The 25,660-nt window shown below is 41.2% G+C and carries 24 protein-coding genes; 14 read left to right on the forward strand and 10 right to left on the reverse strand.

Annotated elements, in window-relative coordinates; genetic code table 11:
- The first annotated feature begins 1 nt into the window (after position 1).
- Together glyS and AC3KVK_RS00075 are read left to right on the forward strand one after the other, a co-directional pair.
- Positions 2–2,071 (forward strand): glycine--tRNA ligase subunit beta, encoded by a 2,070-nt coding sequence (glyS, locus tag AC3KVK_RS00070; RefSeq protein ID WP_490311266.1) that lies wholly within the window; start codon positions 2–4, stop codon positions 2,069–2,071.
- A gap of 132 nt (positions 2,072–2,203) precedes the next feature.
- Positions 2,204–2,653, forward strand: a complete 450-nt coding sequence (locus AC3KVK_RS00075; protein WP_490311265.1) for an early set domain-containing protein — start codon at positions 2,204–2,206, stop codon at positions 2,651–2,653.
- Between the two features lie 59 nt (positions 2,654–2,712).
- On the opposite strand, the gene tusA is transcribed toward AC3KVK_RS00075, so the two are convergent.
- Positions 2,713–2,955, reverse strand: a complete 243-nt coding sequence (tusA, locus tag AC3KVK_RS00080; protein WP_490311264.1) for a sulfurtransferase TusA — start codon at positions 2,953–2,955, stop codon at positions 2,713–2,715.
- A 68-nt stretch (positions 2,956–3,023) separates the two neighbouring features.
- Positions 3,024–4,340 (reverse strand): response regulator c-di-GMP phosphodiesterase, NosR family, encoded by a 1,317-nt coding sequence (gene nosR / locus AC3KVK_RS00085; RefSeq protein ID WP_490311263.1) that lies wholly within the window; start codon positions 4,338–4,340, stop codon positions 3,024–3,026.
- An 83-nt stretch (positions 4,341–4,423) separates the two neighbouring features.
- On the opposite strand from nosR, the gene AC3KVK_RS00090 reads away from it, so the two are divergent.
- On the forward strand, positions 4,424–4,564 hold the full coding sequence (locus tag AC3KVK_RS00090; RefSeq protein WP_490311262.1) for a hypothetical protein: 141 nt from the start codon (positions 4,424–4,426) through the stop codon (positions 4,562–4,564).
- 432 nt (positions 4,565–4,996) lie between these two features.
- Here the strand turns inward: AC3KVK_RS00090 and fadA are convergent, their stop codons facing one another.
- The gene (gene fadA, locus AC3KVK_RS00095; RefSeq protein WP_490311261.1) at positions 4,997–6,160 is read right to left on the reverse strand and encodes an acetyl-CoA C-acyltransferase FadA; all 1,164 of its coding nucleotides are present in this window, start codon (positions 6,158–6,160) and stop codon (positions 4,997–4,999) included.
- Between the two features lies 1 nt (position 6,161).
- Positions 6,162–8,324, reverse strand: coding sequence for a fatty acid oxidation complex subunit alpha FadB (gene fadB, locus AC3KVK_RS00100; RefSeq protein WP_490311260.1), 2,163 nt, complete (start codon positions 8,322–8,324; stop codon positions 6,162–6,164).
- A gap of 286 nt (positions 8,325–8,610) precedes the next feature.
- Between fadB and AC3KVK_RS00105 the strand changes: the two genes are divergently transcribed.
- The 4 genes from AC3KVK_RS00105 (at position 8,611) to AC3KVK_RS00120 (ending at position 14,068) form a co-directional block, all read left to right on the forward strand.
- Positions 8,611–10,503, forward strand: coding sequence for a transglycosylase SLT domain-containing protein (locus tag AC3KVK_RS00105; RefSeq protein ID WP_490311259.1), 1,893 nt, complete (start codon positions 8,611–8,613; stop codon positions 10,501–10,503).
- Positions 10,504–10,574: 71 nt separating this feature from the next.
- On the forward strand, positions 10,575–11,897 hold the full coding sequence (gene pepQ, locus AC3KVK_RS00110) for a Xaa-Pro dipeptidase (RefSeq protein WP_490311258.1): 1,323 nt from the start codon (positions 10,575–10,577) through the stop codon (positions 11,895–11,897).
- 63 nt (positions 11,898–11,960) lie between these two features.
- Positions 11,961–12,578, forward strand: a complete 618-nt coding sequence (locus tag AC3KVK_RS00115; RefSeq protein ID WP_490311257.1) for a YigZ family protein — start codon at positions 11,961–11,963, stop codon at positions 12,576–12,578.
- 38 nt (positions 12,579–12,616) lie between these two features.
- A complete protein-coding gene (locus tag AC3KVK_RS00120; protein WP_490311256.1) occupies positions 12,617–14,068 on the forward strand; it encodes a TrkH family potassium uptake protein in 1,452 nt (483 codons plus the stop codon).
- A gap of 152 nt (positions 14,069–14,220) precedes the next feature.
- Here AC3KVK_RS00120 and trkA read toward each other — a convergent pair whose 3' ends face one another.
- The 4 genes from trkA to def are packed head-to-tail and all read right to left on the reverse strand — an operon-like array spanning position 14,221 to position 18,415.
- Entirely contained in the window at positions 14,221–15,597 is a 1,377-nt protein-coding gene (trkA, locus tag AC3KVK_RS00125) for a Trk system potassium transporter TrkA (protein ID WP_490311255.1), read from the reverse strand.
- Between the two features lie 49 nt (positions 15,598–15,646).
- Positions 15,647–16,936: a 16S rRNA (cytosine(967)-C(5))-methyltransferase RsmB gene (gene rsmB / locus AC3KVK_RS00130; protein ID WP_490311254.1), complete on the reverse strand. Its 1,290-nt coding sequence runs from the start codon at positions 16,934–16,936 to the stop codon at positions 15,647–15,649.
- Positions 16,929–17,882, reverse strand: a complete 954-nt coding sequence (gene fmt, locus AC3KVK_RS00135; protein ID WP_490311253.1) for a methionyl-tRNA formyltransferase — start codon at positions 17,880–17,882, stop codon at positions 16,929–16,931. The genes rsmB and fmt overlap by 8 nt, the downstream gene beginning before the upstream one ends.
- Positions 17,883–17,905: 23 nt before the next feature.
- Positions 17,906–18,415, reverse strand: a complete 510-nt coding sequence (gene def, locus AC3KVK_RS00140; RefSeq protein ID WP_490311252.1) for a peptide deformylase — start codon at positions 18,413–18,415, stop codon at positions 17,906–17,908.
- Between the two features lie 121 nt (positions 18,416–18,536).
- On the opposite strand from def, the gene AC3KVK_RS00145 reads away from it, so the two are divergent.
- From AC3KVK_RS00145 to hemF, 5 genes are all read left to right on the forward strand, one after another.
- Positions 18,537–19,658 (forward strand): LysM peptidoglycan-binding domain-containing protein, encoded by a 1,122-nt coding sequence (locus AC3KVK_RS00145; RefSeq protein WP_490311251.1) that lies wholly within the window; start codon positions 18,537–18,539, stop codon positions 19,656–19,658.
- A gap of 24 nt (positions 19,659–19,682) precedes the next feature.
- Positions 19,683–20,774: a DNA-processing protein DprA gene (gene dprA / locus AC3KVK_RS00150; protein WP_490311250.1), complete on the forward strand. Its 1,092-nt coding sequence runs from the start codon at positions 19,683–19,685 to the stop codon at positions 20,772–20,774.
- Position 20,775: 1 nt separating this feature from the next.
- On the forward strand, positions 20,776–21,249 hold the full coding sequence (locus tag AC3KVK_RS00155) for a DUF494 family protein (RefSeq protein ID WP_490311249.1): 474 nt from the start codon (positions 20,776–20,778) through the stop codon (positions 21,247–21,249).
- Positions 21,250–21,370: 121 nt separating this feature from the next.
- The gene (locus AC3KVK_RS00160; protein WP_490311248.1) at positions 21,371–21,934 is read left to right on the forward strand and encodes a DNA topoisomerase family protein; all 564 of its coding nucleotides are present in this window, start codon (positions 21,371–21,373) and stop codon (positions 21,932–21,934) included.
- A gap of 166 nt (positions 21,935–22,100) precedes the next feature.
- The gene (gene hemF, locus AC3KVK_RS00165; protein WP_490311247.1) at positions 22,101–23,015 is read left to right on the forward strand and encodes an oxygen-dependent coproporphyrinogen oxidase; all 915 of its coding nucleotides are present in this window, start codon (positions 22,101–22,103) and stop codon (positions 23,013–23,015) included.
- A 38-nt stretch (positions 23,016–23,053) separates the two neighbouring features.
- Here the strand turns inward: hemF and AC3KVK_RS00170 are convergent, their stop codons facing one another.
- Positions 23,054–23,503 carry a group II truncated hemoglobin gene (locus AC3KVK_RS00170; protein ID WP_490311246.1) on the reverse strand — a complete coding sequence of 150 codons (450 nt, stop codon included), beginning with the start codon at positions 23,501–23,503 and terminating at the stop codon, positions 23,054–23,056.
- A 33-nt stretch (positions 23,504–23,536) separates the two neighbouring features.
- Here AC3KVK_RS00170 and aroE point away from each other — a divergent pair, with 33 nt between their 5' ends.
- Both aroE and AC3KVK_RS00180 read left to right on the forward strand, forming a co-directional pair.
- Positions 23,537–24,358 (forward strand): shikimate dehydrogenase, encoded by an 822-nt coding sequence (gene aroE / locus AC3KVK_RS00175; RefSeq protein WP_490311245.1) that lies wholly within the window; start codon positions 23,537–23,539, stop codon positions 24,356–24,358.
- 3 nt (positions 24,359–24,361) lie between these two features.
- Entirely contained in the window at positions 24,362–24,619 is a 258-nt protein-coding gene (locus AC3KVK_RS00180) for a DUF1488 family protein (RefSeq protein ID WP_490311244.1), read from the forward strand.
- On the opposite strand, the gene AC3KVK_RS00185 is transcribed toward AC3KVK_RS00180, so the two are convergent.
- Positions 24,616–25,149, reverse strand: a complete 534-nt coding sequence (locus AC3KVK_RS00185) for a gamma carbonic anhydrase family protein (protein WP_490311242.1) — start codon at positions 25,147–25,149, stop codon at positions 24,616–24,618. The two genes, AC3KVK_RS00180 and AC3KVK_RS00185, sit on opposite strands and share 4 nt — an antisense overlap.
- Positions 25,150–25,660: the final 511 nt, after the last annotated feature.

Below are 25,660 nucleotides of genomic sequence, written 5' to 3' on the forward strand. Positions count from 1 at the left end.
AATGAAAACAGAAAATCTATTAATTGAGATCGGTACTGAAGAGTTACCTCCAAAGTCATTACGCCAATTAGCCGAAGCATTGCTCGCGAACTTTACTGATGAATTAACGACATTAGAACTAAGCTTTACAAGTGCCTCTTGGTACGCATCTCCACGACGCTTAGGTGTAAAAATAAATGGCTTAATTGCAGCACAACAAGATAAAGAAGTCGAAAAGCGAGGTCCTGCTATTCAAGCTGCCTTTGATGCTGATGGTAACCCAACAAAAGCAGCGATGGGATGGGCAAGAGGTTGTGGTATTGAAGTGGCTGATGCACAAAGGTTAGAAACCGACAAAGGAGCATGGTTACTGCATATAGCAAAAGTTGCAGGCCAAGCCGTTGAAGCGCTGATACCGCAAGCATTAACGACTGCACTTGGAAAACTTCCAATTGCTAAACCGATGCGTTGGGGAGCAAATAAAACCCAATTTATACGTCCTGTTCACACCGTAACGGTGTTTTATGGCGATAAGCTAGTCAATGGGACTGTATTAGATAAAGACGTTTCTAATCAGTTACAGGGCCATCGCTTTCATCATCCTGAGCGCGTGACTATTACCCATGCTGATGAAGCGTTTGAAGTACTAAAATCAGCGTACGTTATTGCTGATTATGAAGAACGAAAAGCATTAATCAAGCAGCAAATAGAACAACAAGCTGCAGCTAATAATGCGGTTGTTGCTATGGACGAGGACTTACTCGAAGAAGTGACTTCTTTAGTTGAATGGCCAGTTACTTTAGTGGCTACCTTTGAAGAGTCGTTTTTGTCTGTGCCTGCAGAGGCATTGATCTATACAATGAAAGATGACCAAAAATACTTCCCGTTATTAGATCAAGATGGTCACTTACTCAATAAATTTTTATTTGTATCTAACATAGAGAGCAAAAACCCGGCTCAAGTTATTGCAGGTAACGAAAAGGTGGTTCGTCCACGCCTAGCGGACGCGCAATTCTTTTTTGAAACAGATAAGAAGAAAACCCTTGAAAGCCGCTTAGCATCCTTAGATACCGTTTTATTTCAAAAACAGCTCGGTACATTAAAAGATAAATCTGAACGTATTGCTGAACTTTCAGGTTTCATCGCACAGGCACTCAATGCTGACGTAAGCGATGCAACCCGCGCCGGTTTATTAAGTAAAACAGATTTAATGACTGAAATGGTCATGGAGTTTACTGATGTTCAAGGTGTTATGGGGATGCATTATGCTCGCCATGATGGTGAATCTGAAGCGGTTGCTTTAGCACAAAACGAGCAATATATGCCTCGCTTTGCAGGTGATAACTTACCGAGTAGCACAATTAGTTGTGCCGTTGCCTTGGCTGATAAATTTGATACCTTAGTGGGGATTTTTGGTATTGGTCAAGCACCAAAAGGTGATAAAGACCCCTTTGCATTGCGTCGAGCTGCCATAGGTGCTTTGCGTATTATGGTTGAAAAAGAACTCGCGCTAGATGTTAATGACATAATTACCAAGTCTATAAGTTTATTCGGTGATAAATTATCAAATGAGAATGTGGCCGAAGATGTCTTTGAGTTCTTATTGGGTCGTTTTAGATCTTGGTATCAAGATCAAGGGATAGAAGTGGATATCATCCAGGCTGTTCTGGCGCGCCGTCCGAGCCAGCCCGTTGACTTTGATCGTCGTGTAAAAGCAGTCAGCCATTTTAGAAGCCTTGAACAAGCAAGTGCATTAGCTGCAGCGAATAAGCGTGTAGCCAATATATTAGCTAAAAATGATTTCACTGCAGCTGATAGCATTAACGAATCCCTGTTGATTGAAGATGCAGAGAAAGTTCTTGCTGCAGAAGTAAAACGTTATCAACAAGAACTCACAGAGGCGATTGCCAGTGGTGATTACCAAGCTGTATTGGTGAGCCTTGCTGATATTCGTGAACCTGTAGATGTGTTTTTTGATAATGTAATGGTAATGGCTGAAGATGAAGCTGTGAAACAAAATCGATTTACTTTACTGAGTGAATTGAGAAGTTTGTTTTTACACGTTGCCGATATCTCGGTTTTACAAAAGTAATAAGAAGCCGACGAAAGTCGGCTTTTTTCTTACTGAAATAAACTGAATAATAACGGTATTGTACTTGAATGTTGTTAACTTTTTTAACACTATATTCAGAACAACCAGAAAGATAGCATCAGGATAATAATAATGAAAAAATTGATTTTACCTTTAATGATGACAGCTGTGCTGAGCGCCTGTTCAAGTACGGATTCATTTACATCAGACGAGCCTAGTGCAAGTAAAGTAGATAAGATTATGTATTTACGTGGCGATTTTTCTTTATGGGAAAGTCAGCCTGAATACCAATTAAACGCAGTGAGCCGAGATATTTTTCAAACTAAAATTAAATTTACGACAGCAGATAAAGCATATGAATTTAAAATTGCAGATGAAAATTGGTCTGCAGGATTAAACTGCGGTTATAAAAATGAAGATTTAGATAAATTCCTAGAACTTGGCATTCCAGTGCAAGCAAACTGTAATAGTGTTTATAACTATTTTAGCTTTACACCATATGAAGCTGGTTGGTATGAAGTAAGCATCAACTTTCGTAACATAGATAAACCGCTAGTAACAATTAATCAAATTTTTGAATAAACGCTGAATTTGCATTAATTAGAGTAATTAAATTTTTTAATAGAAAAGGCGTGTAATTGTTACAGGCCTTTTTTAATAACATAACGAAACGGGAGTTCTGTTGTTTGTTCAGCCAGTAAAGTATGATCCATAAAACGACAAAAGCTCGGGATATCTCTGGCTGTAGAAGGGTCATCGGCCAAAATTAATACTGTTTGCCCGCTCTCCATTTTTCTAATAATACCACGAACCATCATGACAGGTTCCGGGCAGCGTAAACCAATAGCATCTAAAGTGTGGTCAGTTGAATCGAATAATGACATAACAATCTCTAAATTAAATTAGGTGCTAGTTTAGGGCTTTCTGTTGTTCGCTTCAAATTTAAATTAAGTTACTCTGCAATAGCATCGGCTTGCTGTGGGATTAATGTAAACACTAAAAATGTAAAGTCATGTTCTATTTCATATTGTTCTAATCGGTCTATGGTTAATTCTGTAAGTGTGCTGCCTTGGGTCAATACTATATTACCATTAGCGTATTTCACTTCTTGAGCAATGATCATTCCAGGTTTGAGCATATCGGTTGTCAAACAAAATTGGGTATCGCTTCCGGGTGGAATATCTTTGAGTAAGGCAATAAAAGCATCAACAATTTGTTTATCATAAACTCGATTAGATTGTGCCTTTAAGGCTTGCAGTGCATCTCTGGGGTTGAGTTTTTTACCCGTAAAATAACCATTGATATATTCATCATAATCACGAACTACAGCTAAAATACGAGAGCCAATCGGAATATCTTCACCATGTTTGAGACCTGGAAATCCTTTGCCTACATAGCGTTCGTATTGATAACGTAGAATATCTGACACTTCATGTAAAGAAGGTATAACATCGATGATGTCAGCGCCTCTGCTTGCTTGTTTGTGAAGAGTTAGTAATTCCTCTGATGTCATTTTTGATTCGGGCTTAGTGAGCAACTCTTCTGGCAAAGCAATTTTACCAAGCTCATGTAAGGAAGCGGCAAGATATAAATAAGTGAGCTGGCTTTTCTCTAGTTTTAATTTATGCCCCAATAATTTGCATTGTTTAGCTATGCGAACATCATCTGAATAATGGCTACCTCGCTGCTCTGCAGCAATCAAAGAGATCATTTCAATAATTTGATGTAACAGCTTTCGTTGTTTGCCAGCTGCCACGGACAGTCTTTTGAGACTTAAATGTAACGATTGGGTTTGCTCATGTACTTTTTTATCAAAGGTCTGATTTAATTCCTCAAGAGCCTTATTCTTCTGGACAAGCTGTTTATTTAATTGCTTATTTTTGGCTTCTAAAATAACAGCTTGAACTGCATCTCCTACCACTTCTTTTATTCGTTCGTTATCCCAAGGTTTTGAAATGTATGCATGAATGCCTCCTTGGTTGATTGCTTCAATAGTGCTGTCCATGTCAGAGTAACCAGAGAGTAAAATACGCTTAGCTTTGGGTTGCATTTTTTTAGTCGCAGCTAATACTTTTATGCCTGTGATATTAGGCATACGCATGCCACTAATGACCAGGTGGACTCGGGTGGTGTTTAAAAACTCTATGGCTTGTGCTGGGTCGTTAAAAGTAAAGGTTTCATAGTCACGACGAAAGATATGTTTAAACGCTCTTAATACCTCAGGCTCGTCATCAACAAACATGATTTTAGGCTTAAACTTATCAGTCATATTTGAAAATCTCTTTGGTCAGAACTAAAAACAATAGAGTACTCAGTCTAGAGCTTTACTTTTTATTAATTATAGATTAAGCAATGATGATTGCTGATTTTTTCTATTTTATTAGTCGTTTAACTGCCTTTGAGGTGGAAACAGAAAAACATGAACGTGCACAGTTAGCGTTCGAAGCAGAGTTAGAAAAAGTAAAACTGCGCAGCTCAGTTAAAAGCAACTAAGCAGGCACTTAGCAAGACTCAACTAGGGGTGTAGTTTGCTGGGAGCTCAACGGAATCTCGGAAAAATTAATTAGAGCAAGTCATTCTGAATTTATTAATCAGTGTTAAACAAGCGATGCTAGAAGGGGGGGAATCATAGATATTGCCATTTATATAGATCATGACTTTATCTGCATTTTTAGTCGGGATTTCGGTAGTGGCATGGGACCAGGTTACACAACAAATCTTATTCGATGCTTTCTTTACTACAAAGTTTGTAGGAAGAGGCATGGGTCTGGATCACTTAGCTTAGTTATTATTGAGGCCCACCACGGTTCGATAGAAGTGTGTAGCAAAGTAAAAGGGGCGCTGTTTTACAATTAAGCTGCACTCATCGAGTAAGCAAAAAAAAGCAACACAGAGAGTGTTGCTTAGTTTAAAAAGAGCTGTAGCTTATGCTCGCTCGAAGACCGTCGCGATACCTTGGCCTAAACCAATACACATGGTTGCTAAACCATACTTTGCGTCTTTTTCTTCCATTAAATTAATCAGGGTTGTGCTAATTCGCGTACCCGAACAACCTAATGGATGGCCTAACGAAATCGCGCCGCCGTTGAGGTTAACTTTTTCATCAACGACATCAGCAAGCCCTAAGTCTTTGAGTACGGGTAAAGCTTGTGCTGCAAATGCTTCATTGAGTTCTGCAACACCGATATCTTCAATTGTGATACCCGCATCTTTTAATGCTTTTTGACTCGCAGGAACTGGGCCATAACCCATAATTGATGGATCACAACCCGCCACAGCCATTGATTTAACACGTGCGCGGATAGGTAAGCCAAGCTCGATGGCTTTTTCTTCAGACATCATTAACATTGCTGAAGCACCATCAGATAACGCAGATGAAGTACCGGCAGTCACAGTGCCACTTGCAGGGTTAAATGCAGGACGTAATTGCGATAATCCTTCGAGGTTTGTTTCTGGACGGATAACTTCGTCGGTATCAATGCTGATTAGCGTGCCATCTTCATCGTGACCAAGCGTTGGTAAAATCTCGTTTTTGAAACGTCCTTCAACTGTTGCAGCATACGCACGTTGATGTGAACGAACAGCAAACTCATCTTGTTGCTGACGACTAATACCGTGCAAGGTTGCTAAGTACTCAGCGGTTAAGCCCATCATTCCTGCTGCTTGTGCGACAGATTTCGAGAGCCCAGAGTGGAAATCAACGCCGTGGCTCATCGGAACATGTCCCATGTGCTCAACACCACCGACAATGTAAACATCGCCAGCACCTGTCATGATAGCACGCGCAGCATCATGAATGGCCTGCATTGATGAACCACATAGACGATTAACTGTCACCGCTGGGACTGTGTGCGGGATCCCTGCAAGTAAGGCGGCATTTCGTGCAATATTAAATCCTTGCTCTAAAGTTTGTTGAACACAGCCCCAATAGATATCATCTATTTGCGCTGGTTCAAGAGCTGGATTACGTTCAAGTAAGCCTTTCATTAAATGAGCACTTAGGTCTTCGGCACGGGTATGTTTAAAAATACCATTACGTGAACGCCCCATAGGTGTACGAATACAATCAACGATTACTGGAGTTTTCATGTTATTGGCCCTCAACCTGATAGAATTTACGTCCCGCTTCTGCCCATTGGCGAGTTTGCTCAGAGACTTGGAAAATAGCACCTAAATGCGCGTACTGATCGGCTTTAGCTACAAAGTTTGCCAAGCCTATTTGATCTAAGTAGCGGAATGCGCCTCCTCTAAATGGAGGGAAACCTAAGCCGTAAATGAGTGCCATATCAGCTTCTTGTGGAGATGCCACGATATTCTCTTGTAAGCACAATAGCACTTCATTGAGCATCGGGATCATACAACGGTCGATAATTTCTTCTTTGCTAAATTCTTTTTCACTTTCACATACAGCGCTAAGCAATGCTAGTGCTTCTGGATCGGCTTTTTTCTGCGGGCGACCTTTTCTATCCATCACATACTGGTAGAAACCTTTGCCGTTTTTCTGACCAAAGCGTTGCTGAGTAGCCAGTACCGCAACAGGATCTTTTTCTTGGCGTGCCATGCGAGCAGGGAAGCCTTCAGCCATCACATCTGTACAATGGTGGGCGGTATCAAGACCTACAACATCAAGTAGGTAAGCAGGCCCCATTGGCCAACCAAAGACATTTTCCATGACTTTGTCTGCTTTAGCGAAATTCACACCTTCAGTTACTAGCTGTGTAAAACCTGCAAAGTAAGGGAATAAAACACGGTTTACAAAAAATCCAGGGCAATCATTGACTACAATTGGCGATTTACCTAATTTCAGAGCGTAATCGACAACAGCATTAATGGTTGCATCAGAGGTCTTACTACCACGGATGATTTCTACCAGTGGCATTCTGTGTACTGGATTGAAAAAGTGCATACCACAGAAGTTTTCTGGTTTTTCTAATGCGCTAGCGAGCACATCGATGCAAATAGTTGATGTATTTGATGTAAGCACAGTGCCTTCAGGCATGTCCGCTTCAAGCTTCGCTAGAACGGTTTGTTTCACTTTTGGATTTTCAACCACCGCTTCTACAACGATATCGGCTGTTTGCAGATCACCATCGTTTAATGTTGGTTTGATTGCCCCAAGCGTTTTAACCATTTTATCTAGTTTGATACGGCCGCGTTCAAGCTGTTTACCAAGAATTTTTGATGCTTCATTCATCCCCAAGTCCAGAGCGGATTCTTGGATATCCTTCATGATAATTGGCACGCCTTTATAAGCTGACTGGTAAGCAATGCCGCCACCCATAATGCCCGCACCTAAAACTGCGGCTTGCTTGATTTGAGTTTCGCTGCCTTTGGCTAACTTGCGTGCTTTTGATTTGATATATTGGTCGGCTAAGAAAATGCCCACTTGCGCGGCTGCTTCGGGGGTTTTTGCTAATTTGGCGAAATTAGCGTTTTCAATGGCCATGGCTTCAGCGCGACCATGGTTAGCTGCGGCTTTGATAGTTTTTACGGCCATCATCGGTGAAGGGTAGTGACCTTTTGTTTGGCCAAATACCATACCTTCGGCTGTCGCAAAACTCATACCTTGTTCAACACGGTTCATTTTAAGCGGCTGTAATTTTTCTTGACGCTTGGCTTGCCAATTAAGTTTTCCTTCAATCGCTTGCTCAAGCATTTTAACGGCACTGGCCACTAATTTTTCTGGCGCAACAACGCTATCGACAGCTCGTACCGCTAATGCTTGTTCAGCACGGTGCTCTTTACCTGTGGTGATCCACGTCATGGCGTTATCGGCACCAATAATACGAGGTAGACGAACCGTACCACCAAACCCTGGCATAATGCCAAGCTTAACTTCAGGAAGGCCAAGTTTTAAATCTGTGGCGGCAATACGATAGTCAGTCGCTAATACCCATTCACACCCACCACCCAACGCCATACCATTGATAGCCGAAATAGTTGGGAAAGGAAGGTCTTCTAATTGATCAAATACATCTGTGGCATTTTTAATCCACTGAACAAGGTCGGCTTCGGGTTTATCAAAGGTCGGTAAAAATTCAAAAATATCTGCACCCACAATAAAGTGATCTTTATCGCTGGTAAATACCATGCCTTTGATATCTGAGTTGTTTGCTAATTCAGCTAGCGCTTGACCGCAATCTTGCAGGGTCTGCTGAGATAATTTATTGACGGGGCCGGGTACACAAAACTTAAACTCGGCGATGCTCTCTTTAATGAAAGAAACCTCGAAGGTATCACTCTTAAATAACATTAACTATGTCTCCCTAGTTATCAAACTCAACTGGTACGATGAGTGTGCTTTTTACGCAGGTTGCCTGTTTTAAAAATAAAATGCAATTAAATTTTAGTGAATTTGTTACATCTGGTTAAAAACTGACACCTCTATCCTATAATAAAGGTAGACTAGTCAGTCGATTTTTATCGAGATTTGTTGCAAAGCAGTATCGTTCCAAGGCAAGCTAGGAAACCAGTCAAATTCAGTCTTTTATACTTTTCTTTTATTCTTTGATTGGCGTAACACAGTAGGGATAACTTTAATGGCTTTTTTCCAACGAGGATTACGTTTAGCTGTATTATGCAGCACTTTTATTACAAGCTCTGCATTGTCGGCAAACACCGTTCATGATGACTTTATTGCAGCTGAGAAAGTTGCAAAAAGCGGTAACAAAAAACGCTATCAACAAGCATTTACTAAACTCGATCATCCTCTCAAACCTTATGTCGAAATGACTTATCTTGAGAAGTACCCTTATTTAAGTAATGAACCTGAAATTAAAAGATTTTTAGAAGTCTATGAAGGCACTCCTTTATCTTGGCGGGTGCGTGAGTCATGGCTAGAAAACTTAGCTCGGTTGAATAAAAAAGCTAAATTTATCGAGTATTTTAAAGAAACATCAAATAGTGAATTAACTTGTTTAAACCTACGGTATCAGCTTGATTTAGGCGCACCTTCAGCGGCGGTACTTAAACAGGTGACGCCATTATGGGTTGTGAAAAAGTCACAACCTAAAGCGTGTGATAGCTTGTTTCGGAAATGGCAACAACAAGGGTTTATGACTCCTGAGCGTGTGTGGCAGCGACTGACTTTGGTCGCTCAAAAAGGTCAACATAGTCTTATCCCATACCTAAAAACGCAATTGCCAAACAAAGAGCAATACCTTGCAGATTTGTACTATGCGGTCCGAAAAGATCCTTCTGCAGCTGCTGGCTTATATCGCTTTAAAAAATATACCAGCAAAGAAAGTGAAATAGTTGTGTATGGCTTAAAACGTTTGATTTGGCGTGATCCAGATTTAGCCCTGCGTGCATGGGATAAACATTTAGAGCAAATGCCGTTTAGTGATGCGCAAAAAGAAAGTGTTTATTATAGCTTTGCGCTCTCATTGGCATCGAAACAACATAAAGAAGCAAAATTTTGGCTCAATAAAGTACCAAAAGATCAGCATGACAAAAGTTTAAAGCAGTGGCAGTTAACCAACTTATTACAGCAAAGTGATTGGCCCGGCATAGTGGCTTATTTTATAGATAAAGAACTCGATAATAGTCAGCAGTATTGGTTAGCGTATGCATTAAAAGAGCAAGGAAAAGAAGCTGAGTCAGAGGTGTTGTTTCAAACACTGGCGCAAAAACGTGATTACTATGGCTTTTTAGCGGCTGCGCGATTAGGGTTACCTGTTTCATTACAGGAGATGCCAATCGTAGTTGATGGCGCTGTTAAACAGAGCGTAGCTCAAGCGCCAGGTTATCTAAGAGCGAAGGCATTTTTTGAATTAGAGCGCTTTACCTCCGCTAGACGTGAATGGAATTATTTAGTTAATACATCAACTGAAGGTGAAAAACTAGCCGCTGCTGTCCTTGCCCATGAAATGGATTGGCATGACAGTGTGATTATCACTTTAGCGCAAATAGAGCGTTATCATCACTTAGATTTGCGTTTTCCACTGGCATACGAATCATTGTTTGAACGATACAGTAAACGCAGTAATATTGATTTATCGTGGAGCTACGCTATCGCAAGACGCGAAAGTTCATTCTCTCCCTCGGCTAGTTCGTCAGCTGGCGCGTATGGTTTAATGCAATTATTGCCTTCGACAGCCAGTTATATTAATAAAGGCAGTATATCGCGTCGAAAACTTTACGACCCTAAACTGAATATTCGTTTAGGGACTGATTATTTGAAATATTTGAAGCGTAAAGCAAAAGGCAATGAAGTCATTGCGACCGCTTCTTACAATGCTGGCTATCATCGTGTGGCCAAATGGTTACCGAAAGAAGGGGTTGATTTTGATTTATGGGTTGAAGGGATCCCATATAGAGAAACGCGAGATTATGTAAAAAATGTGTATGCCTATCGTCAGGTGTACCATACACGTTTTGGTAAAAGCGAAAACTTGTTTACAGATTTAGTGAAGATGAAAATTCAAAAATAGGCCGCTGCTTTAATTGTCGATACCCTATGATAAGATGCACCTAACAGCACATATTGAGAGATGATTGAGTTATGGATAAATTAGCTGCACTTTATGCAGATCATATTGCAACGTTGCAAACAAGAACACAGTCGATTTTAGCGCTCGAAGGACTCGAAGGCTTAGTGATTCATTCGGGCCAAGCTAAACGTCAGTTTTTAGACGATATGGATTACCCATTTAAGGTCAACCCTCATTTCAAAGCGTGGCTGCCTGTCATTGATAACCCACATTGTTGGTTAGTCGTTAACGGCACAGATAGGCCTAAACTGATCTTTTATCGTCCGGTTGATTTTTGGCATAAAGTGCCCGATGAACCAAGTGACTTTTGGGCTGAGTATTTTGACATTGAGTTGTTACTTATTCCTGATCAAGTCGAAAAGTATTTACCCTATGATAAAGCGAAATATGCGTATATTGGTGAATATTTAGAAGTAGCCAGAGCACTCGGTTTCAATGAAATAAACCCAGAGCCAGTATTAAATTACTTTCATTACCACCGTGCATATAAAACACAGTATGAATTGGTTTGTTTAAGAGAAGCAAACAGGTTGGCTGTGTTAGGCCATGAGGCAGCGAAAAAAGCATTTTACGCCGGTGGAGCTGAATATGATATTCAGCATGCTTATTTGTTAGCGACTCGTCATACAGAAAATGAAATGCCTTATGGCAACATTGTGGCGTTAAATGAGAATTGCGCGATTTTGCATTACACCAAACTCGAAATGAGCGTGCCAGAAACAAGCCGATCATTCCTGATTGATGCAGGAGCAAGTTTCCATGGTTATGCGGCTGATATCACTCGTACTTATGATTTTAACCACTCAGGCATGTTTGCTGAGTTAATTGCAGCGGTTAATGCGTTGCAACTCAAATTATGTGCAGGGTTAAAACCTGGTTTGAAGTACGGTGATTTACATGTGCAATGCCATCAGGGGATCGCACAAATCTTAAGTGATTTTGGGATTGTGAATTTAAGCCCTGATGAAATTGTAGAGAAAAAGATTACATCGACGTTTTTCCCTCATGGACTTGGGCACCATTTAGGGCTGCAAGTCCATGATATGGGTGGGTTTATGGCCGACGAGCGTGGCACGCATCAACCAGCTCCAGAAGGTCATCCGTTCTTGCGTTGTACTCGTACGATTGAAGCGAACCAAGTGTTTACTATTGAGCCTGGCTTATATTTTATCGATTCGTTATTAGCGGAATTAGCGCAGACTGATAATACCCAATATATTAATTGGGAAAAGGTTGAGGCGTTTAAACCGTTTGGTGGTATTCGAATTGAAGACAATATTATTGTTCATGCCGATCATAATGAAAATATGACTCGTGATCTTAAATTAGCGTAAGTGAGTCGAATTAATTAAAAAGAGCCTTATTTGGCTCTTTTTTTATGCATTGAAGAGAAAACAATGAGTGATGAGTACCGTTATCCAGCAAAGAATTTGTTTTATCAAGAAGAAATCAAAAAAAGCACGTTTATCGTTCATATTGCCCATACTCCAGATTTAGACAGCGCAAAGCAATTTATTAAAATGGTTACTGCTAAATATGCCGATGCCAACCATAATTGTTGGGCACATGTGGCTGGGTGCCCGAGTGGTAGCCATGTGTTGGGTTTTTCTGATGATGGCGAGCCAAATGGCACTGCAGGAAAGCCAATGCTGAACGTATTAGTTGGCTCAGGGTTAGGTGAAATCACAGCGGTGATAACCCGTTATTTTGGTGGGATTAAATTAGGCACTGGTGGATTAGTGCGTGCATATGGGGGAAGTTTAAATAATGCTTTGGCAACACTTGATACCTTAAATAAAGTACCTGAGACTGTTTTGGTCGGAGTGAGTAATTACCAACAGCAAGGGTTAATCGAGCAGCGTTTAAATACTGACTACCAAATATTATCGATTGATAAACAATTTAGTGATGTGATTGTGTGGCAAATTGCACTGGATGCGCGACAAGCTAAGAATGCCATTGCAGATATTTATGAAATCACTCATGGTACGGTTGAGTTAAAAATCAAAGCGTAAGACAATATTGTGATAATAATTAGGGATCAAAACAACACATGCAGTTTCGCACCATAATAAAAATACTCGGTCAGCTGGTGGCTATGTTTAGCATTACCATGATCCCACCCGCTCTTGTGTCTTTAATTTATAAAGATGGCGGCGGGGTGCCATTTGTTTTAGCATTTATTTTTAGTTTAGTCATTGGCTTAATGGCTTATTATCCTAATCGAAAGCAAAACGGGGATTTAAAAGCACGCGAGGGCTTTTTAATCGTCGTGCTGTTTTGGCTTGTTCTGGGCGCGTTTGCATCGTTACCACTCGTGTTTTTAGATGCACCGAAGTTATCACTTGCCGATGCTATCTTTGAATCTTTTTCTGGTTTAACAACAACCGGAGCTACAGTGTTGACAGGGATTGAGTTTCTCCCTAAAGCCGTACTGTTTTATCGCCAACAATTACAGTGGTTAGGTGGGATGGGGATCATTGTTTTAGCTGTCGCCGTTTTGCCGATGCTTGGGGTGGGGGGGATGCAGCTGTATCGGGCAGAAACGCCTGGGCCGGTAAAAGATTCAAAAATGACACCGCGCATTGCTGATACAGCTAAACACCTTTGGTATATTTATGTATCGCTCACGGTTGCTTGCTCTACCGCTTATTGGGCGGCCGGTATGAACTGGTTTGATGCAATTTGTCATGCGTTCTCGACAATCGCAATAGGTGGGTTTTCGACTTACGATGCTTCGATTGGTTACTTCGATAGTCCATTAATAAACTTTATTTGTGTGTTTTTTCTGATTATTGCGGCTATTAACTTTTCTTTGCATTATGCGGCGGTGGCGAGTCGAAATCTCAAAGTGTACATTCGTGATCCCGAATTTAAAGTATTCTTGGCCATTCAAGCGGCTTTAATATTGCTATGCTTTAGCGTGTTGTCATCACAGGGGGTGTATCAGAGTGGTGATGAAACCCTCGATCAAGCCATGTTTCAAGCTGTGTCGATGAGCACAACCGCAGGGTTTGCAACGGATAACTTTTCTGCTTGGCCCTTGTTTTTACCTATCTTGCTTATCTTTTCTAGTTTTATCGGTGGTTGTGCAGGATCAACGGGTGGTGGCATGAAAGTCGTGCGGGTCTTTTTATTGTATTTACAAGGGATCCGAGAGCTTAACCGTTTAGTTCACCCTCGTGCGATTTACTCAATTAAGCTGGGTCGCAAAGCGTTACCAGATAAAGTTATTGAAGCGGTTTGGGGGTTTTTCTCAGCCTATGCGCTGGTCTTTGTCATTATTATGTTGCTGTTGATGGGGACGGGGCTTGATAACATTACTGCTTTTTCTGCGACGGCCGCTTGTTTGAATAACTTAGGCCCAGGTCTGGGGGATGTAGCTGCACACTATGGCGATATCACCGATGGGGCTAAATGGATTTTAACCATTGCGATGGTGTTTGGGCGGTTGGAGATCTTTACGTTATTAGTGTTATTTACACCGACATTCTGGCGTGGGTGAGGACAGAACGAAGCACAGCTTCGCAGCTGTCCTAAGTGGAGTCATGGATGACGACAGGAGAGATGCTTCATGGATGAGTTTCAAACACTTATCTTAAAATAATAATAAAAAAGACGAACAGAGTTCGTCTTTTTTATTATTTGACAGTGTTACTACATAAAAATGGCACTGACTTGGAACAGTTTTTCGACAACATGAATTTGTTTTTTATCGATTAAAAACATAATGACATGATCTCCCGACTCTATGATGGTACTGTCGTGGGCGATGACAACATCATCATTGCGAACAATCGCGCCAATGGTGGTTCCTATTGGAAGTTTGATATCGCCAATGGCTCTACCCACCACTTTTGAGGTCGTTTCATCGCCATGAGCAACGGCTTCTATCGCCTCAGCTGCTCCTTTGCGTAACGAGTATACATTGACGATATCACCGCGGCGTACATGAGTGAGCAGGGCTGAAATGGTCGCTTGTTGAGGTGAAATAGCAATGTCGATTTCACCTCCTTGGACTAAATCCACGTACGCACCACGTTGAATAAGCACCATGGTTTTTTGTGCGCCCATCCGTTTGGCGAGCATGGCTGACATGATGTTCGCTTCATCATCATTAGTGACGGCTATAAAAACATCAACTTGCTCTACATGCTCTTCAGAGAGTAGCTCTTGATCGGATGCATCTCCTGCAAATACCACAGTGTTATGTAACATGCCAGATAGCTGCTCTGCACGTGATAGGTTTCGCTCAATCAATTTGACACTGTGAGTTTTTTCAAGTGAATGAGCTAGCCCTGCGCCGATATTTCCGCCACCTGCAATCATGATTTTTTTATACGAGCGCTCAAGCTTTTGCAGCTCATTCATCACTGCGCGAATGTGTTTGGTTGCCGCAATAAAGAAGATCTCATCATCAGCTTCAATGACGGTCGTACCGAGTGGTTTGATTGGCTTGCCTTGGCGATAAATCGCAGCGACACGTGTTTCAACATTTGGGATATGTTCTTTGAGTGCTGAAAGGGCGTAGCCCACTAATAAGCCGCCATAATATGCTTTTACTGCAACCAAAGACAATTTACCTTCGGCAAATTGTAATACTTGCAAGGCTCCTGGGTAGTCAATTAGGCGACGAATATATTTAGTCACTAACTGCTCAGGAGCGATATAGTGATCTACCGGTAAGTCATGATTGTGGAAAAGCTGCTCTTTGTAGCGTAAGTATTGCTCAGAGCGGATCCGAGCAATCTTTGTTGGGGTATTAAAAATACTATAAGCGACTTGGCAAGCAACCATGTTCACTTCATCAGAGCTTGTTACCGCAATGATCATATCGGCATCTTCAGCTCCTGCACGGCGTAAAACCTCTGGATGAGCACTGTGTCCGGTGACAACTTGTAAATCATATTTGTCTTGCAGCTCTCGGAGCTTGTCTGCATTGATATCGACAACAGTAATTTCATTTTTCTCGCCGACGAGGTTTTCAGCAAGTGTTCCACCAACCTGGCCTGCGCCTAATATGATTATCTTCATGTCTTACAAAATCGCTTATTAGAGGGTCAACCAAGCTAACCCATTGTTGTTAGAGTTTTTTGGTGATTTTTGCGTAGTAAAACCCGTCATTGAGCTCGGGTAAAAACTGCCAACCCGGTTGTGCGACGGTGTCATTGTCGTGCAAGGGCTGGTGAATCGCATCGTGATGTTTAGCTAAAAAAGCGTTAACTTGAACGCTATTTTCTTGTGGCAGAACTGAGCATGTTGCATAAATGAGTGTGCCACCGGGTTTTAACAGAGACCAGTTTGTTTCTAAAATACTGGCTTGCAATGTGGCGAGCTGCTCGATATCTGCTGCACGACGCAGCCATTTTATATCAGGGTGACGACGTATTACACCTGTTGCGGAGCATGGCACATCGAGTAGGATTTTATCAAAGAGCTGTTTATCCCACCAAATGTCAGGGGTGCTAGCATCTGCGCATTGCAGCGTTGCAGATAAACCGATTCGATCTAAATTTTCTTGGACTCGATTTAAGCGTGTTTGATCACAGTCCAAGGCGACAACATCGAGATTGTTTGCTAACTCTAGAATGTGACATGTTTTTCCACCCGGAGCAGCACAGGCATCTAGAATGCGTTCACCTTCTTGCGGATCGAGTAAGCGAGCGGCCATTTGCGCAGCGCCATCTTGAACTGAACACGCACCTTCAGCAAACCCAGGTAAACTGAAAACATCACAAGCTGACTCTAATAAAATAGCATCAGTAAATCCATTAACTAAGCGGGCAGAAATTGACGCCTTGTTTAGTTTTTCGAGATATTGCTCGGGTGTATGATGTTGCTGATTGACTCGTAACCACATCGGCGCTTGTTGTTGGTTGGCAGCCAAGATCTGTTGCCATTGCTCTGGATAAGCTGATTTTACTTGCTTGATGAACCAACCCGGGTGGTTGTATTTACACACTTCGTTTTGCTCAGCAGCTTGTTCTAAGTCACTTTGTTGACGTTGAAAGTTTCGCAGAACCGCATTGACTAACCCTTTTAAACCCGGTGCTTTTAGCGCTTGTAATGCATTAACGGTTTCAGCAACGGCCGCATGAGATGGGATTCGCATATGCTGAAGTTGGTAAATGCCTACATACAATAAAAATTGGAAAACACGTTGCTTCCCCTTTAAAGGTTTGGCTAATAGAGTGCGACAATAATGCTCTAAGCTAGGCAAATAGCGCAAAACACCATAGCAAAGTTGTTGCAATAAGGCTTTTTCTTTTGGGGAGACTTTACTGGCTGCAATCGGTAAAACTTGATTGAGGGATTGTCCCTGATCGACCACTTGATATAGCACTTCAGCGGCTAACGCTCTGAGGTTATTCATTGGTTTTTCCAGCAAATGATTGCACGGCAACCCATTCGGCACGGCCATTTAAGAAATCTTGAACCGTCATTGGCTTTTTACCTTGTGGTTGAAGGTTGGTAATTTTTATTGCTTGGCAAGAAGTCGCCACAACAATGCCGTTTTTATCGGCTTGTAATATTTCACCTGCAAGGCCGTGCTGATCGACAACTTCAGCTTGCCAAATTTTGACGGTGTGGCCTGAAAATTCAGTAAAGCAAACAGGCCAAGGATTAAAGGCGCGGATGTTTCGCTCAATTTGGACTGCGTCCATTGACCAATCGATTTTCGCTTCGTCTTTTGATAGCTTTTTTGCGTAATTGGCAAGCGTATCATCTTGCTTGGTTGCCACAGCTTGACCTTTTGCGATATCTGCGACTGTTTTTATTAGCGCATCCGGACCAAGTTGGGCGAGTTTCTCATACAAAGTGGTGCTGGTTTCATCGGGTTCAATTGCACAGGTTGCGATAGATAGCATGTCACCAGTGTCGAGTCCCACATCCATTTGCATGATAGTCACCCCTGACTGTGCATCGCCAGCCCAAATGGCACGTTGAATAGGTGCAGCACCACGCCAGCGTGGTAAAATTGAGCCGTGAACATTAATACAGCCAAATTTAGGTGTTTGTAATATTGCTAGAGGAAGCAACATGCCATAAGCCACAACAACCATTAAATCAGCATTGAGAGCGGCCATTTCTTGTTGAACATGCTCGCTTTTAAGAGAGTCAGGTTGGAAAACCGGAATATCATGAGTGACAGCGAGTTCTTTTACTTCGCATGCTTTGAGTTTCTTTCCGCGGCCCGCAGGGCGGTCAGGAGGGCTGTAGACAGCAATCACTTGGTGTTCAGAGTCAATTAGTGCTTGCAGGTGGCGGGCGGCAAAGTCTGGTGTGCCCGCAAAAATAATGCGTAATGCTTGTGTCACTCGAATATCCAATATCAGGTTAATTATGCTTTAGCAGCGAGTTTTGCTTCTTTTTCAAGCTTGGTACGAATACGTTGGCGCTTCAGTGGAGATAGGTAATCAACAAAGAGCTTTCCTTGAAGATGATCCAATTCATGTTGAATGCAAATCGCTAACAAACCATCGGCATCTAATGAAAATTCTTGCCCGTCAATATTTGTTGCTTTTACAGTGACTGTTTCGGCTCGATCTACTTTTGCATAGCTATGAGGGACTGAAAGACATCCTTCTTCACTAATTGTTGAGCCGTCTTTTTTTGTGATTTCAGGGTTTATGAAGACGAGCTGCTCTTCTTTGTCTTCTGAAACATCGATGACCACTATGCGTTGATGAATGTTTACCTGAGTTGCTGCTAAACCAATACCATTTTCTTGGTACATAGTTTCGAACATGTCAGCAACAATCTTTTTAATAGAATCATCAACTTGTGCGACAGGTTTGGCAACTGTGCGAAGACGTTCATCTGGAAAGCGTAAAACTTCTAAAAAAGCCATATTTACCTTTAAATGTTATGTGTATAGAGTCAGATTGTGTTATGTTTTTATTTTAGCCATTACTGGTCACCTTTTACAGGTTTAGATTAAGAATAATAAAAAACAGCTCAAGGAAGCTAGCATGATTAAAAAGCTTACAGCGACAGTTTTTGCTTTAGCAATGACATTTCCATCCATTGCTGATGTATTAACTATCAAAAAAGATGCTCCACAACAATATGTTGTGCAAAAAGGTGATACTTTGTGGGATATCTCAGAAATCTATCTTGAGCAACCTTGGCTCTGGCCTAAATTGTGGCGCATGAATCCACAAATTGATAATCCGCATTTGATTTACCCTGGAGACATGCTGACGTTAGTATATGACGCCGATGGCCAGCCTATGCTGGTGATGAATCAAAAATATAAAAAACTATCGCCAGGTGTCCGTAAAACATTGAAAAAAGCAGATGCCATACCTACGGTTCCGCTTGAATTTTTACGTCCATATTTGACATATGAGCAAGCCCTCGACGAAGAAACGATTGCAAGTAAGCCATATGTGCTAGGGGCTAATGAAGCCGTAAAAGGTCAAGTTACAGATCATATTTTATATGTGAAAGGGGATTTAGTTCGCAGTCAATTTTATGGTATTTATCGAAAAGGGGCGGAGTTTATTGATCCAGAGTCACAAGAAGTATTGGCACATAAAGCCAAACTTGTTGGCACTGCGCGCGCATTTCGAAGTGGTGATATTGCAAAAGGTGAGCCGGCTTCTGTGAGAGTGAAAAACGTGAAGCAAGAAGTAAAAGCTGGCGATTTTTTAATGCCTGCCATGGAAGGTCAATCCCTTCCTGCCTTTTTTAGCTTAACACGCCCCGAAACAGATATTAGCGGTACGATTATCGCCTCGACTAATGACTTTAGAGAATTTAGTCAGTATGAAGTGGTAATTATTAACCGTGGTACAGATAACGAATTAAAAGCTGGTCATATTCTGGATATTCGTCGTCCATCACCTAAAGTTATAGATGGTAAAGATGGGCCTAAGTATTTAGAAGATACATCGCGTTACGATAAGGTAACTGCCTCATTAGAGGGAATGTTCGGTGATTCGGATGAAAATAATAAACTTTGGGTTCCCCCTTCAGAAAAAGTGGGTGAACTCATGGTCTTTAAAGTTTATAACAACTTAAGCTATGCCATCATCATGGAAACAAAGATGCCAATACGGTTAGGGGATACAGTTAATGTAGACCTTTAAATCAAATGGCTCTAGGGAGGGAGCATGGAAGAACATCAAAAGAACGAGCTCAAAATGTGGCTCGTTTTTTATTTGTGTAAAGGGTTGGGACCAAAGAAACTTGATTTATTAAAGCAACATACGGAATTAACTCTGCTACTCACTTTTAGTGAAGCGCAGCTAACATCGCTTGGTCTTTCTGCAGACATTATTAAACAACTGCTTCATCCGAATTGGCATTATATTAATACTTTAATCGAGTATTTAATGCAGCACTCAATCACAGCAATCTATTATTCTCATCCTCGTTACCCCTCGCAATTAAAAGAAATTAGCGCAGCACCTTTGATCTTATTTTGTAAAGGGAATATTGATTTGTTGCAGCAATCACAAATAGCGGTGGTTGGTAGCCGAAGCGCCACTCCTAATGGGGTTGAAATCGCATCTGAATTTTCATGTGCCATGAGTCAACAAGGGATTGTTGTGACATCAGGGTTGGCTGGTGGTATCGATGCTGCAGCCCATAAAGGTGCTTTAGCTGCCAGTGGTGAAACGATAGCAGTCGTTGGCACCGGTGTTGATATCATTTACCCCAATAAAAATCGCTTGTTATCTGAGCAAATTTTAGCAAAGGGCTTGATTGTGAGTGAACTTCTTCCAGGGACTAAAGCACATGCTAGCCACTTTCCACGACGCAATCGTATTATTGCGGGTTTATCTGTAGGTGTTCTGGTTGTTGAAGCAGAAATTAAAAGTGGCTCATTAATTACGGCCCGCTATGCAATAGAACAAAATCGAGAGGTGTTTGCTGTCCCTGGGTCTTTATTTAATCCTTACTCACATGGTTGTCATTACTTGATTAAGCAGGGCGCTAAATTAACTGAAACAGTTGACGATATTTTCGAAGAGTTAGGTCTTTTAGTTAAAAACGGTCTATATAATAAAGTAGAGGCAGATAAATTAGAGCAAGCAGATCCTGTTTTAACCCAGCTTGGGTATGAAGCAACCTCAGTAGATGTATTAGCTGAGCGAACCCAAATTCCGGTTGAGCAGCTATTAACCCGATTATTAGATTTAGAGTTAGCCAATCAAGTTGAACGTGTTCTTGGAGGCTATATTAAACTGAGGAGATATTAATATGTTCGATATCCTCATGTATTTATTTGAGAATTATATCCATAGTGAATCGGAAGTTTATGTCGAGCAAAGTGAGCTGACCGATGAGCTAATTAGGGCGGGCTTTAATCGAGCTGAAATATATAAGGCGCTTGATTGGTTAGAGCAGTTGGCTGATTTGCAGCACAGTGATGAATTACCCTATTTAAATGTTAAGCCTGCTCAGTCAGTTAGGATTTTTACTGATTCTGAATGTGAAAAACTCGATGTAACATGCCGAGGATTTTTGTTATTTCTTGAGCAAATTAACGTTATTGACAGCGAAACCCGTGAAATGGTGATTGATAGACTTTTTGCACTCGATAAAGCTTACATTGGTCTAGAAGACTTAAAATGGGTTGTCCTTATGGTGCTCTTTAACGTGCCCGGCAAAGAGCAGGCGTATGCTCAAATGGAAGATCTATTATTTGATGAACCAACAGGTTTATTGCACTAACTACTCTCACATCACTTACAAAACAAAAAGGGGCTTTTTGCCCCTATTTTATTTGGTTTTACTTGACCCTGCTAATGACTGCATTATATTGAGCGCAAATTGAACGAGCATAGGTAAATAGATGAGTAAAATCGATCATTCTTTGTTTGCAGCCCATGAACATGCCTTAGAAAAAGAATATGAAATTTGCCCTGAATGTGGTTCAGAATTAGTGATCCGTCATAGTAAGTCCAGACCATTTATAGGGTGCGCCAATTACCCAGCTTGCAGTTACACTAAGGCGTTAGTAGAGCATGAAGTTGATGTACTCAAGGTGCTAGATGACTCTCCTTGTCCACAATGTAGCCGTCCATTGGTCGTTAAAAACGGACGATATGGAATGTTTATTGGTTGTTCAGGTTTTCCTGATTGCCACTATATTGCGTCGCAAATCGAGGACGTAGCAGCGACTTTACCGCAATGCCCCAAGTGCCATAAGTATCACTTAGTGAAACGTAGCAATAAGTCGGGTAAAACATTTTACTCATGTGATGGGTATCCAGGCTGCAAATATATTGTTAATTTTTTACCTATTGATCAAGCTTGTCCTCAGTGCGGCTGGGACATAATGCTTGAAAAGCAAAATAGTTCAGGCGTGACGCTTTTGTGCCCTCAAAAAGCATGTGGCTTTAAACAAAAGCAGTAGTTGTTGTCTTCCTGCTATTAAGTGAGGACTAACTCGATTTAAAGTAATCTGGAATCTGTATGATTGGTTAGCAATTTACGATTGTTATTTATTTAGGGCTTGGGAACTAAGAAAGAGCCAAGTAAAATCATAAAAACTCAAATTATATCTTTATTAGAGAGTGGCGATGTCAAACGTAAATATTGAAACAGTAAAAGCATTTTTACTCGAACTGCAAGATAAGATCTGCTCAGGCCTAGAGCAAGCCGATGGGCAAGCAACGTTTGTTGAAGATTCATGGCAACGCGCAGAAGGTGGCGGCGGTCGTACTCGTGTGATCACTGATGGGGCAATAATAGAGCAGGGTGGCGTAAACTATTCCCATGTTTTCGGTGCATCTATGCCAGCCTCTGCAACTGCTCATCGACCAGAGCTCACTGGTCGCAGCTTTCATGCGTGTGGTGTCTCATTAGTTATTCATCCAAAAAATCCTCATATTCCAACCAGTCATGCTAACGTGCGATTTTTCATTGCTGAAAAAGAAGGGGAAGCACCCATATGGTGGTTTGGGGGAGGCTTTGATTTAACACCCTTTTATCCTCAGTTAGAGGATGTGCAGCATTGGCATCAAGTTGCAAAAGACTTATGTGATCCATTTGGTGACACTGTGTATGACGATTATAAAAAATGGTGCGATGAATATTTTTATTTGAAACATCGTGACGAAACTCGTGGTGTTGGTGGGTTGTTTTTTGATGATTTAAATCAATGGGGCTTTGATAAAAGTTTTGAATTTATGCAAGCTGTTGGTCATGGCTTTCTTGATGCCTACTTACCAATCATCGAAAAGCGTAAATCGATACCCGTTACGCCTGCTCAACGAGACTTCCAGCTATACAGGCGGGGCCGATATGTTGAATTTAACCTTGTGTGGGATAGAGGGACTTTATTCGGTTTGCAAACAGGGGGCCGCACAGAGTCTATTTTAATGTCCATGCCACCATTGGCTCGCTGGGAATATAACTATACGCCGCAGGCTGACTCTGCAGAAGCTATATTATACAATGATTACCTCAAACCTCGAGATTGGCTAAATTTATAATTAAAGGCGCATTCATCTGCGCCTTTTTAGTCAAAATGTTAGCCTTTATTGATCATATGCGTGGCAAGTTGAGCGAGTGACTGGCGAAGCCCTTCTCGTAATAATGGGTTATCAATTTCCAAATCTAAAGCTTTATTCATGCAAAACATCCACTGATCTCGCAAATCTTGATCGATAGGAAATGGCATATGTCGTTTTCTTAACATTGGGTGGCCATGCTTTTCTACAAATAAGTCCGGGCCTCCTAACCAGCCGGATAGAAATTCAAAAAACACAGCTCGTATTCTATCTAAAGGCTGCGGGTGCATATCATATAAAGGTTTAGTGTAAGTTTCTTCAGCCATTATGTCGTAGAATCTATTTGCTAATGCGCGAGTACCTTGTTCCCCTCCTATTAGTTCATACGGTGTTTTTTCTGGAGTGGGCGCTTCATTGGACTTGTTTTCAGTGTCTTGTTTAGTAAATATGCGTTGTATTAATTGCTTCATAACGAAAAATTCAAATTATAGCTGAGGGTTTAAATGGACAAATATGCAGTTTTTGGTAATCCGATCAAGCATTCAAAGTCACCGGCAATTCATCATAAATTTGCAGAGCTTCTCGATGAGACTGTGCAATATGAAGCGATTCTAGCACCAATTGACGGTTTTTCAGCTGCAGTAAACGACTTTTTTGCCTCTGGAGGGCTTGGTGCAAACGTGACAATGCCTTTTAAAGAGCAAGCGTTTGAACTGTGTAATCAGGTCAGCGACAGGGCAAAATGTGCAGGAGCGGTCAATACTTTAAAAAAATTAGCTAATGGGGAGCTCTACGGAGATAACACCGATGGCGCTGGGTTAGTAAATGATTTACTCAATAATGACATAACTCTTAAGGGCCAGCATATTTTATTAATGGGAGCTGGTGGGGCAGCAAGAGGAGTCTTATTACCACTAATTGAGCAGAAACCGGCCAGTATTACTCTCGTCAATCGAACAAAAAGTAAAGCGCAGCAATTAGCAGAGTTATTTGCTCAATATATCGATATTGCCGTCTACGATTTTTCAGAGTTACCCATCGCAAATTATGATGTAGTTATCAACTCGACCTCATCAAGTATTGAAGGGGTACTGCCGAACATTACAGCTGAACACATTCAATCAACGAGTGCTGTTTATGACATGGTGTATAGCAGCAACGAAACAATCTTTATTGCTTGGGCAAAATTGCACAACCAACACGCAGTAATGCTTGATGGGATCGGAATGTTAATTGGGCAAGCAGCAGAAGCTTATAATGTTTGGCGGCATAAATATCCACCGGTTGAGCCGATAATCAAACTTGCAAAAAATAAGGCACTATAATTAATGAATCAAGCAATTTTATTTAACGATGATGTCTACTATTCATCACAGAAAAAAGCACTGCAGTTTAGTGCAATAGTCGCGGGTTCGACCGTTACCTGCATTATTAACATGGAGTGTTTTCCTGAACCTCAAGCGGCCTCGCCGCTTGACTATTTTAATAAGTTTAAATATGACTATGAAGATGTCGCAGAACAATTAATAAAAGATGAATGCTATAATGATGAGGGGCAAATAATTATCACGACTCATTTCTTTTAATCTTCTAGTAAATATTCATCTTTAAGCTTGACGTAATTATCCGCTGATATTAGCAGGAACTCTCTTTCTTCTTCTGTCAGCGCACGAGCTTGTTTAGCTGGGCTACCAACATATAAAAAACCAGACTCAAGGGTTTTTCCAGGAGGGACTAAAGTACCACCGCCAATAATGACATCATCTTCGATAGTAACGTTATCCATTATGATGGCGCTCATACCTACTAGAATTCGATTACCCAACTTGCAACCATGAAGCATTGCTTGATGACCAATGGTGACATCGTCGCCAATAATTAAAGGATAACCTAAGCTATTATTAGGTGTCGGCCGGGTTACATGTAGGGTTGCACCATCTTGTACATTAGTACGCTCCCCAATTTTAATATAATTAACATCACCTCTTGCAGCTACTAACGGCCAAATACTCGAGTCATGGCCAATACTAATATCACCAATTAATACAGCCGATTCGTCTACATATGAATTAATGCAAATTTTAGGTAAATGACCTTTATAAGAACGTAATGCCATAGGTATGCCTTAAAAATAAAAATGTAGTAGTAAGAGTAAGCAAAGAGAAGGGGGCTCGTCCACTAAATGTATCTAAATTGAATAGAGATATTAACTAAATGTAAGTTTTTACAGCTTATAGCTCTTTATTTAAACGAAATGCATGTTTTTTACATTTTTCTGCAAATAACCCTTGCCAAAAAAGTTCGCCGTTCTATAATGCGACCCCACTGAGACGGCAGGCAGCAACGCTTAGCGAGGCGAAGGTTGAATCAGAGAGTTAAATAAAACTTAGTTTGGTTTTGAAAAGAATTTTAAATTAAGTGTTGACTTGAAAAGTGAAACGTTTATTATAGCGCTCCACTTCGCAGCAAGCTCCTAGAGTTGGCGCTGCAACGTTCTTTAACAATATAAAGCAATCATCTGTGTGGGCACTCGTACAGGTTGAGTTCTAACAGCTAAGTTACTTAGGTAGCGAAGCAACAAATTTAGAGTCTCAATTTAGTAAAGTGAGTGGCTACACAGTCATAAA

The organism is Pseudoalteromonas sp. J2K-J979 (assembly GCF_058169715.2).

Coding starts and splice junctions, on each gene's coding strand:
- glyS (WP_490311266.1), top strand. CDS start 2: ATGAAAACAGAAAATCTATTAATTGAGATCGGTACTGAAGAGTTACCT.
- AC3KVK_RS00075 (WP_490311265.1), top strand. CDS start 2,204: ATGAAAAAATTGATTTTACCTTTAATGATGACAGCTGTGCTGAGCGCC.
- tusA (WP_490311264.1), bottom strand. CDS start 2,955: ATGTCATTATTCGATTCAACTGACCACACTTTAGATGCTATTGGTTTA.
- nosR (WP_490311263.1), bottom strand. CDS start 4,340: ATGACTGATAAGTTTAAGCCTAAAATCATGTTTGTTGATGACGAGCCT.
- AC3KVK_RS00090 (WP_490311262.1), top strand. CDS start 4,424: ATGATGATTGCTGATTTTTTCTATTTTATTAGTCGTTTAACTGCCTTT.
- fadA (WP_490311261.1), bottom strand. CDS start 6,160: ATGAAAACTCCAGTAATCGTTGATTGTATTCGTACACCTATGGGGCGT.
- fadB (WP_490311260.1), bottom strand. CDS start 8,324: ATGTTATTTAAGAGTGATACCTTCGAGGTTTCTTTCATTAAAGAGAGC.
- AC3KVK_RS00105 (WP_490311259.1), top strand. CDS start 8,611: ATGGCTTTTTTCCAACGAGGATTACGTTTAGCTGTATTATGCAGCACT.
- pepQ (WP_490311258.1), top strand. CDS start 10,575: ATGGATAAATTAGCTGCACTTTATGCAGATCATATTGCAACGTTGCAA.
- AC3KVK_RS00115 (WP_490311257.1), top strand. CDS start 11,961: ATGAGTGATGAGTACCGTTATCCAGCAAAGAATTTGTTTTATCAAGAA.
- AC3KVK_RS00120 (WP_490311256.1), top strand. CDS start 12,617: ATGCAGTTTCGCACCATAATAAAAATACTCGGTCAGCTGGTGGCTATG.
- trkA (WP_490311255.1), bottom strand. CDS start 15,597: ATGAAGATAATCATATTAGGCGCAGGCCAGGTTGGTGGAACACTTGCT.
- rsmB (WP_490311254.1), bottom strand. CDS start 16,936: ATGAATAACCTCAGAGCGTTAGCCGCTGAAGTGCTATATCAAGTGGTC.
- def (WP_490311252.1), bottom strand. CDS start 18,415: ATGGCTTTTTTAGAAGTTTTACGCTTTCCAGATGAACGTCTTCGCACA.
- AC3KVK_RS00145 (WP_490311251.1), top strand. CDS start 18,537: ATGATTAAAAAGCTTACAGCGACAGTTTTTGCTTTAGCAATGACATTT.
- dprA (WP_490311250.1), top strand. CDS start 19,683: ATGGAAGAACATCAAAAGAACGAGCTCAAAATGTGGCTCGTTTTTTAT.
- AC3KVK_RS00155 (WP_490311249.1), top strand. CDS start 20,776: ATGTTCGATATCCTCATGTATTTATTTGAGAATTATATCCATAGTGAA.
- AC3KVK_RS00160 (WP_490311248.1), top strand. CDS start 21,371: ATGAGTAAAATCGATCATTCTTTGTTTGCAGCCCATGAACATGCCTTA.
- hemF (WP_490311247.1), top strand. CDS start 22,101: ATGTCAAACGTAAATATTGAAACAGTAAAAGCATTTTTACTCGAACTG.
- AC3KVK_RS00170 (WP_490311246.1), bottom strand. CDS start 23,503: ATGAAGCAATTAATACAACGCATATTTACTAAACAAGACACTGAAAAC.
- aroE (WP_490311245.1), top strand. CDS start 23,537: ATGGACAAATATGCAGTTTTTGGTAATCCGATCAAGCATTCAAAGTCA.
- AC3KVK_RS00180 (WP_490311244.1), top strand. CDS start 24,362: ATGAATCAAGCAATTTTATTTAACGATGATGTCTACTATTCATCACAG.
- AC3KVK_RS00185 (WP_490311242.1), bottom strand. CDS start 25,149: ATGGCATTACGTTCTTATAAAGGTCATTTACCTAAAATTTGCATTAAT.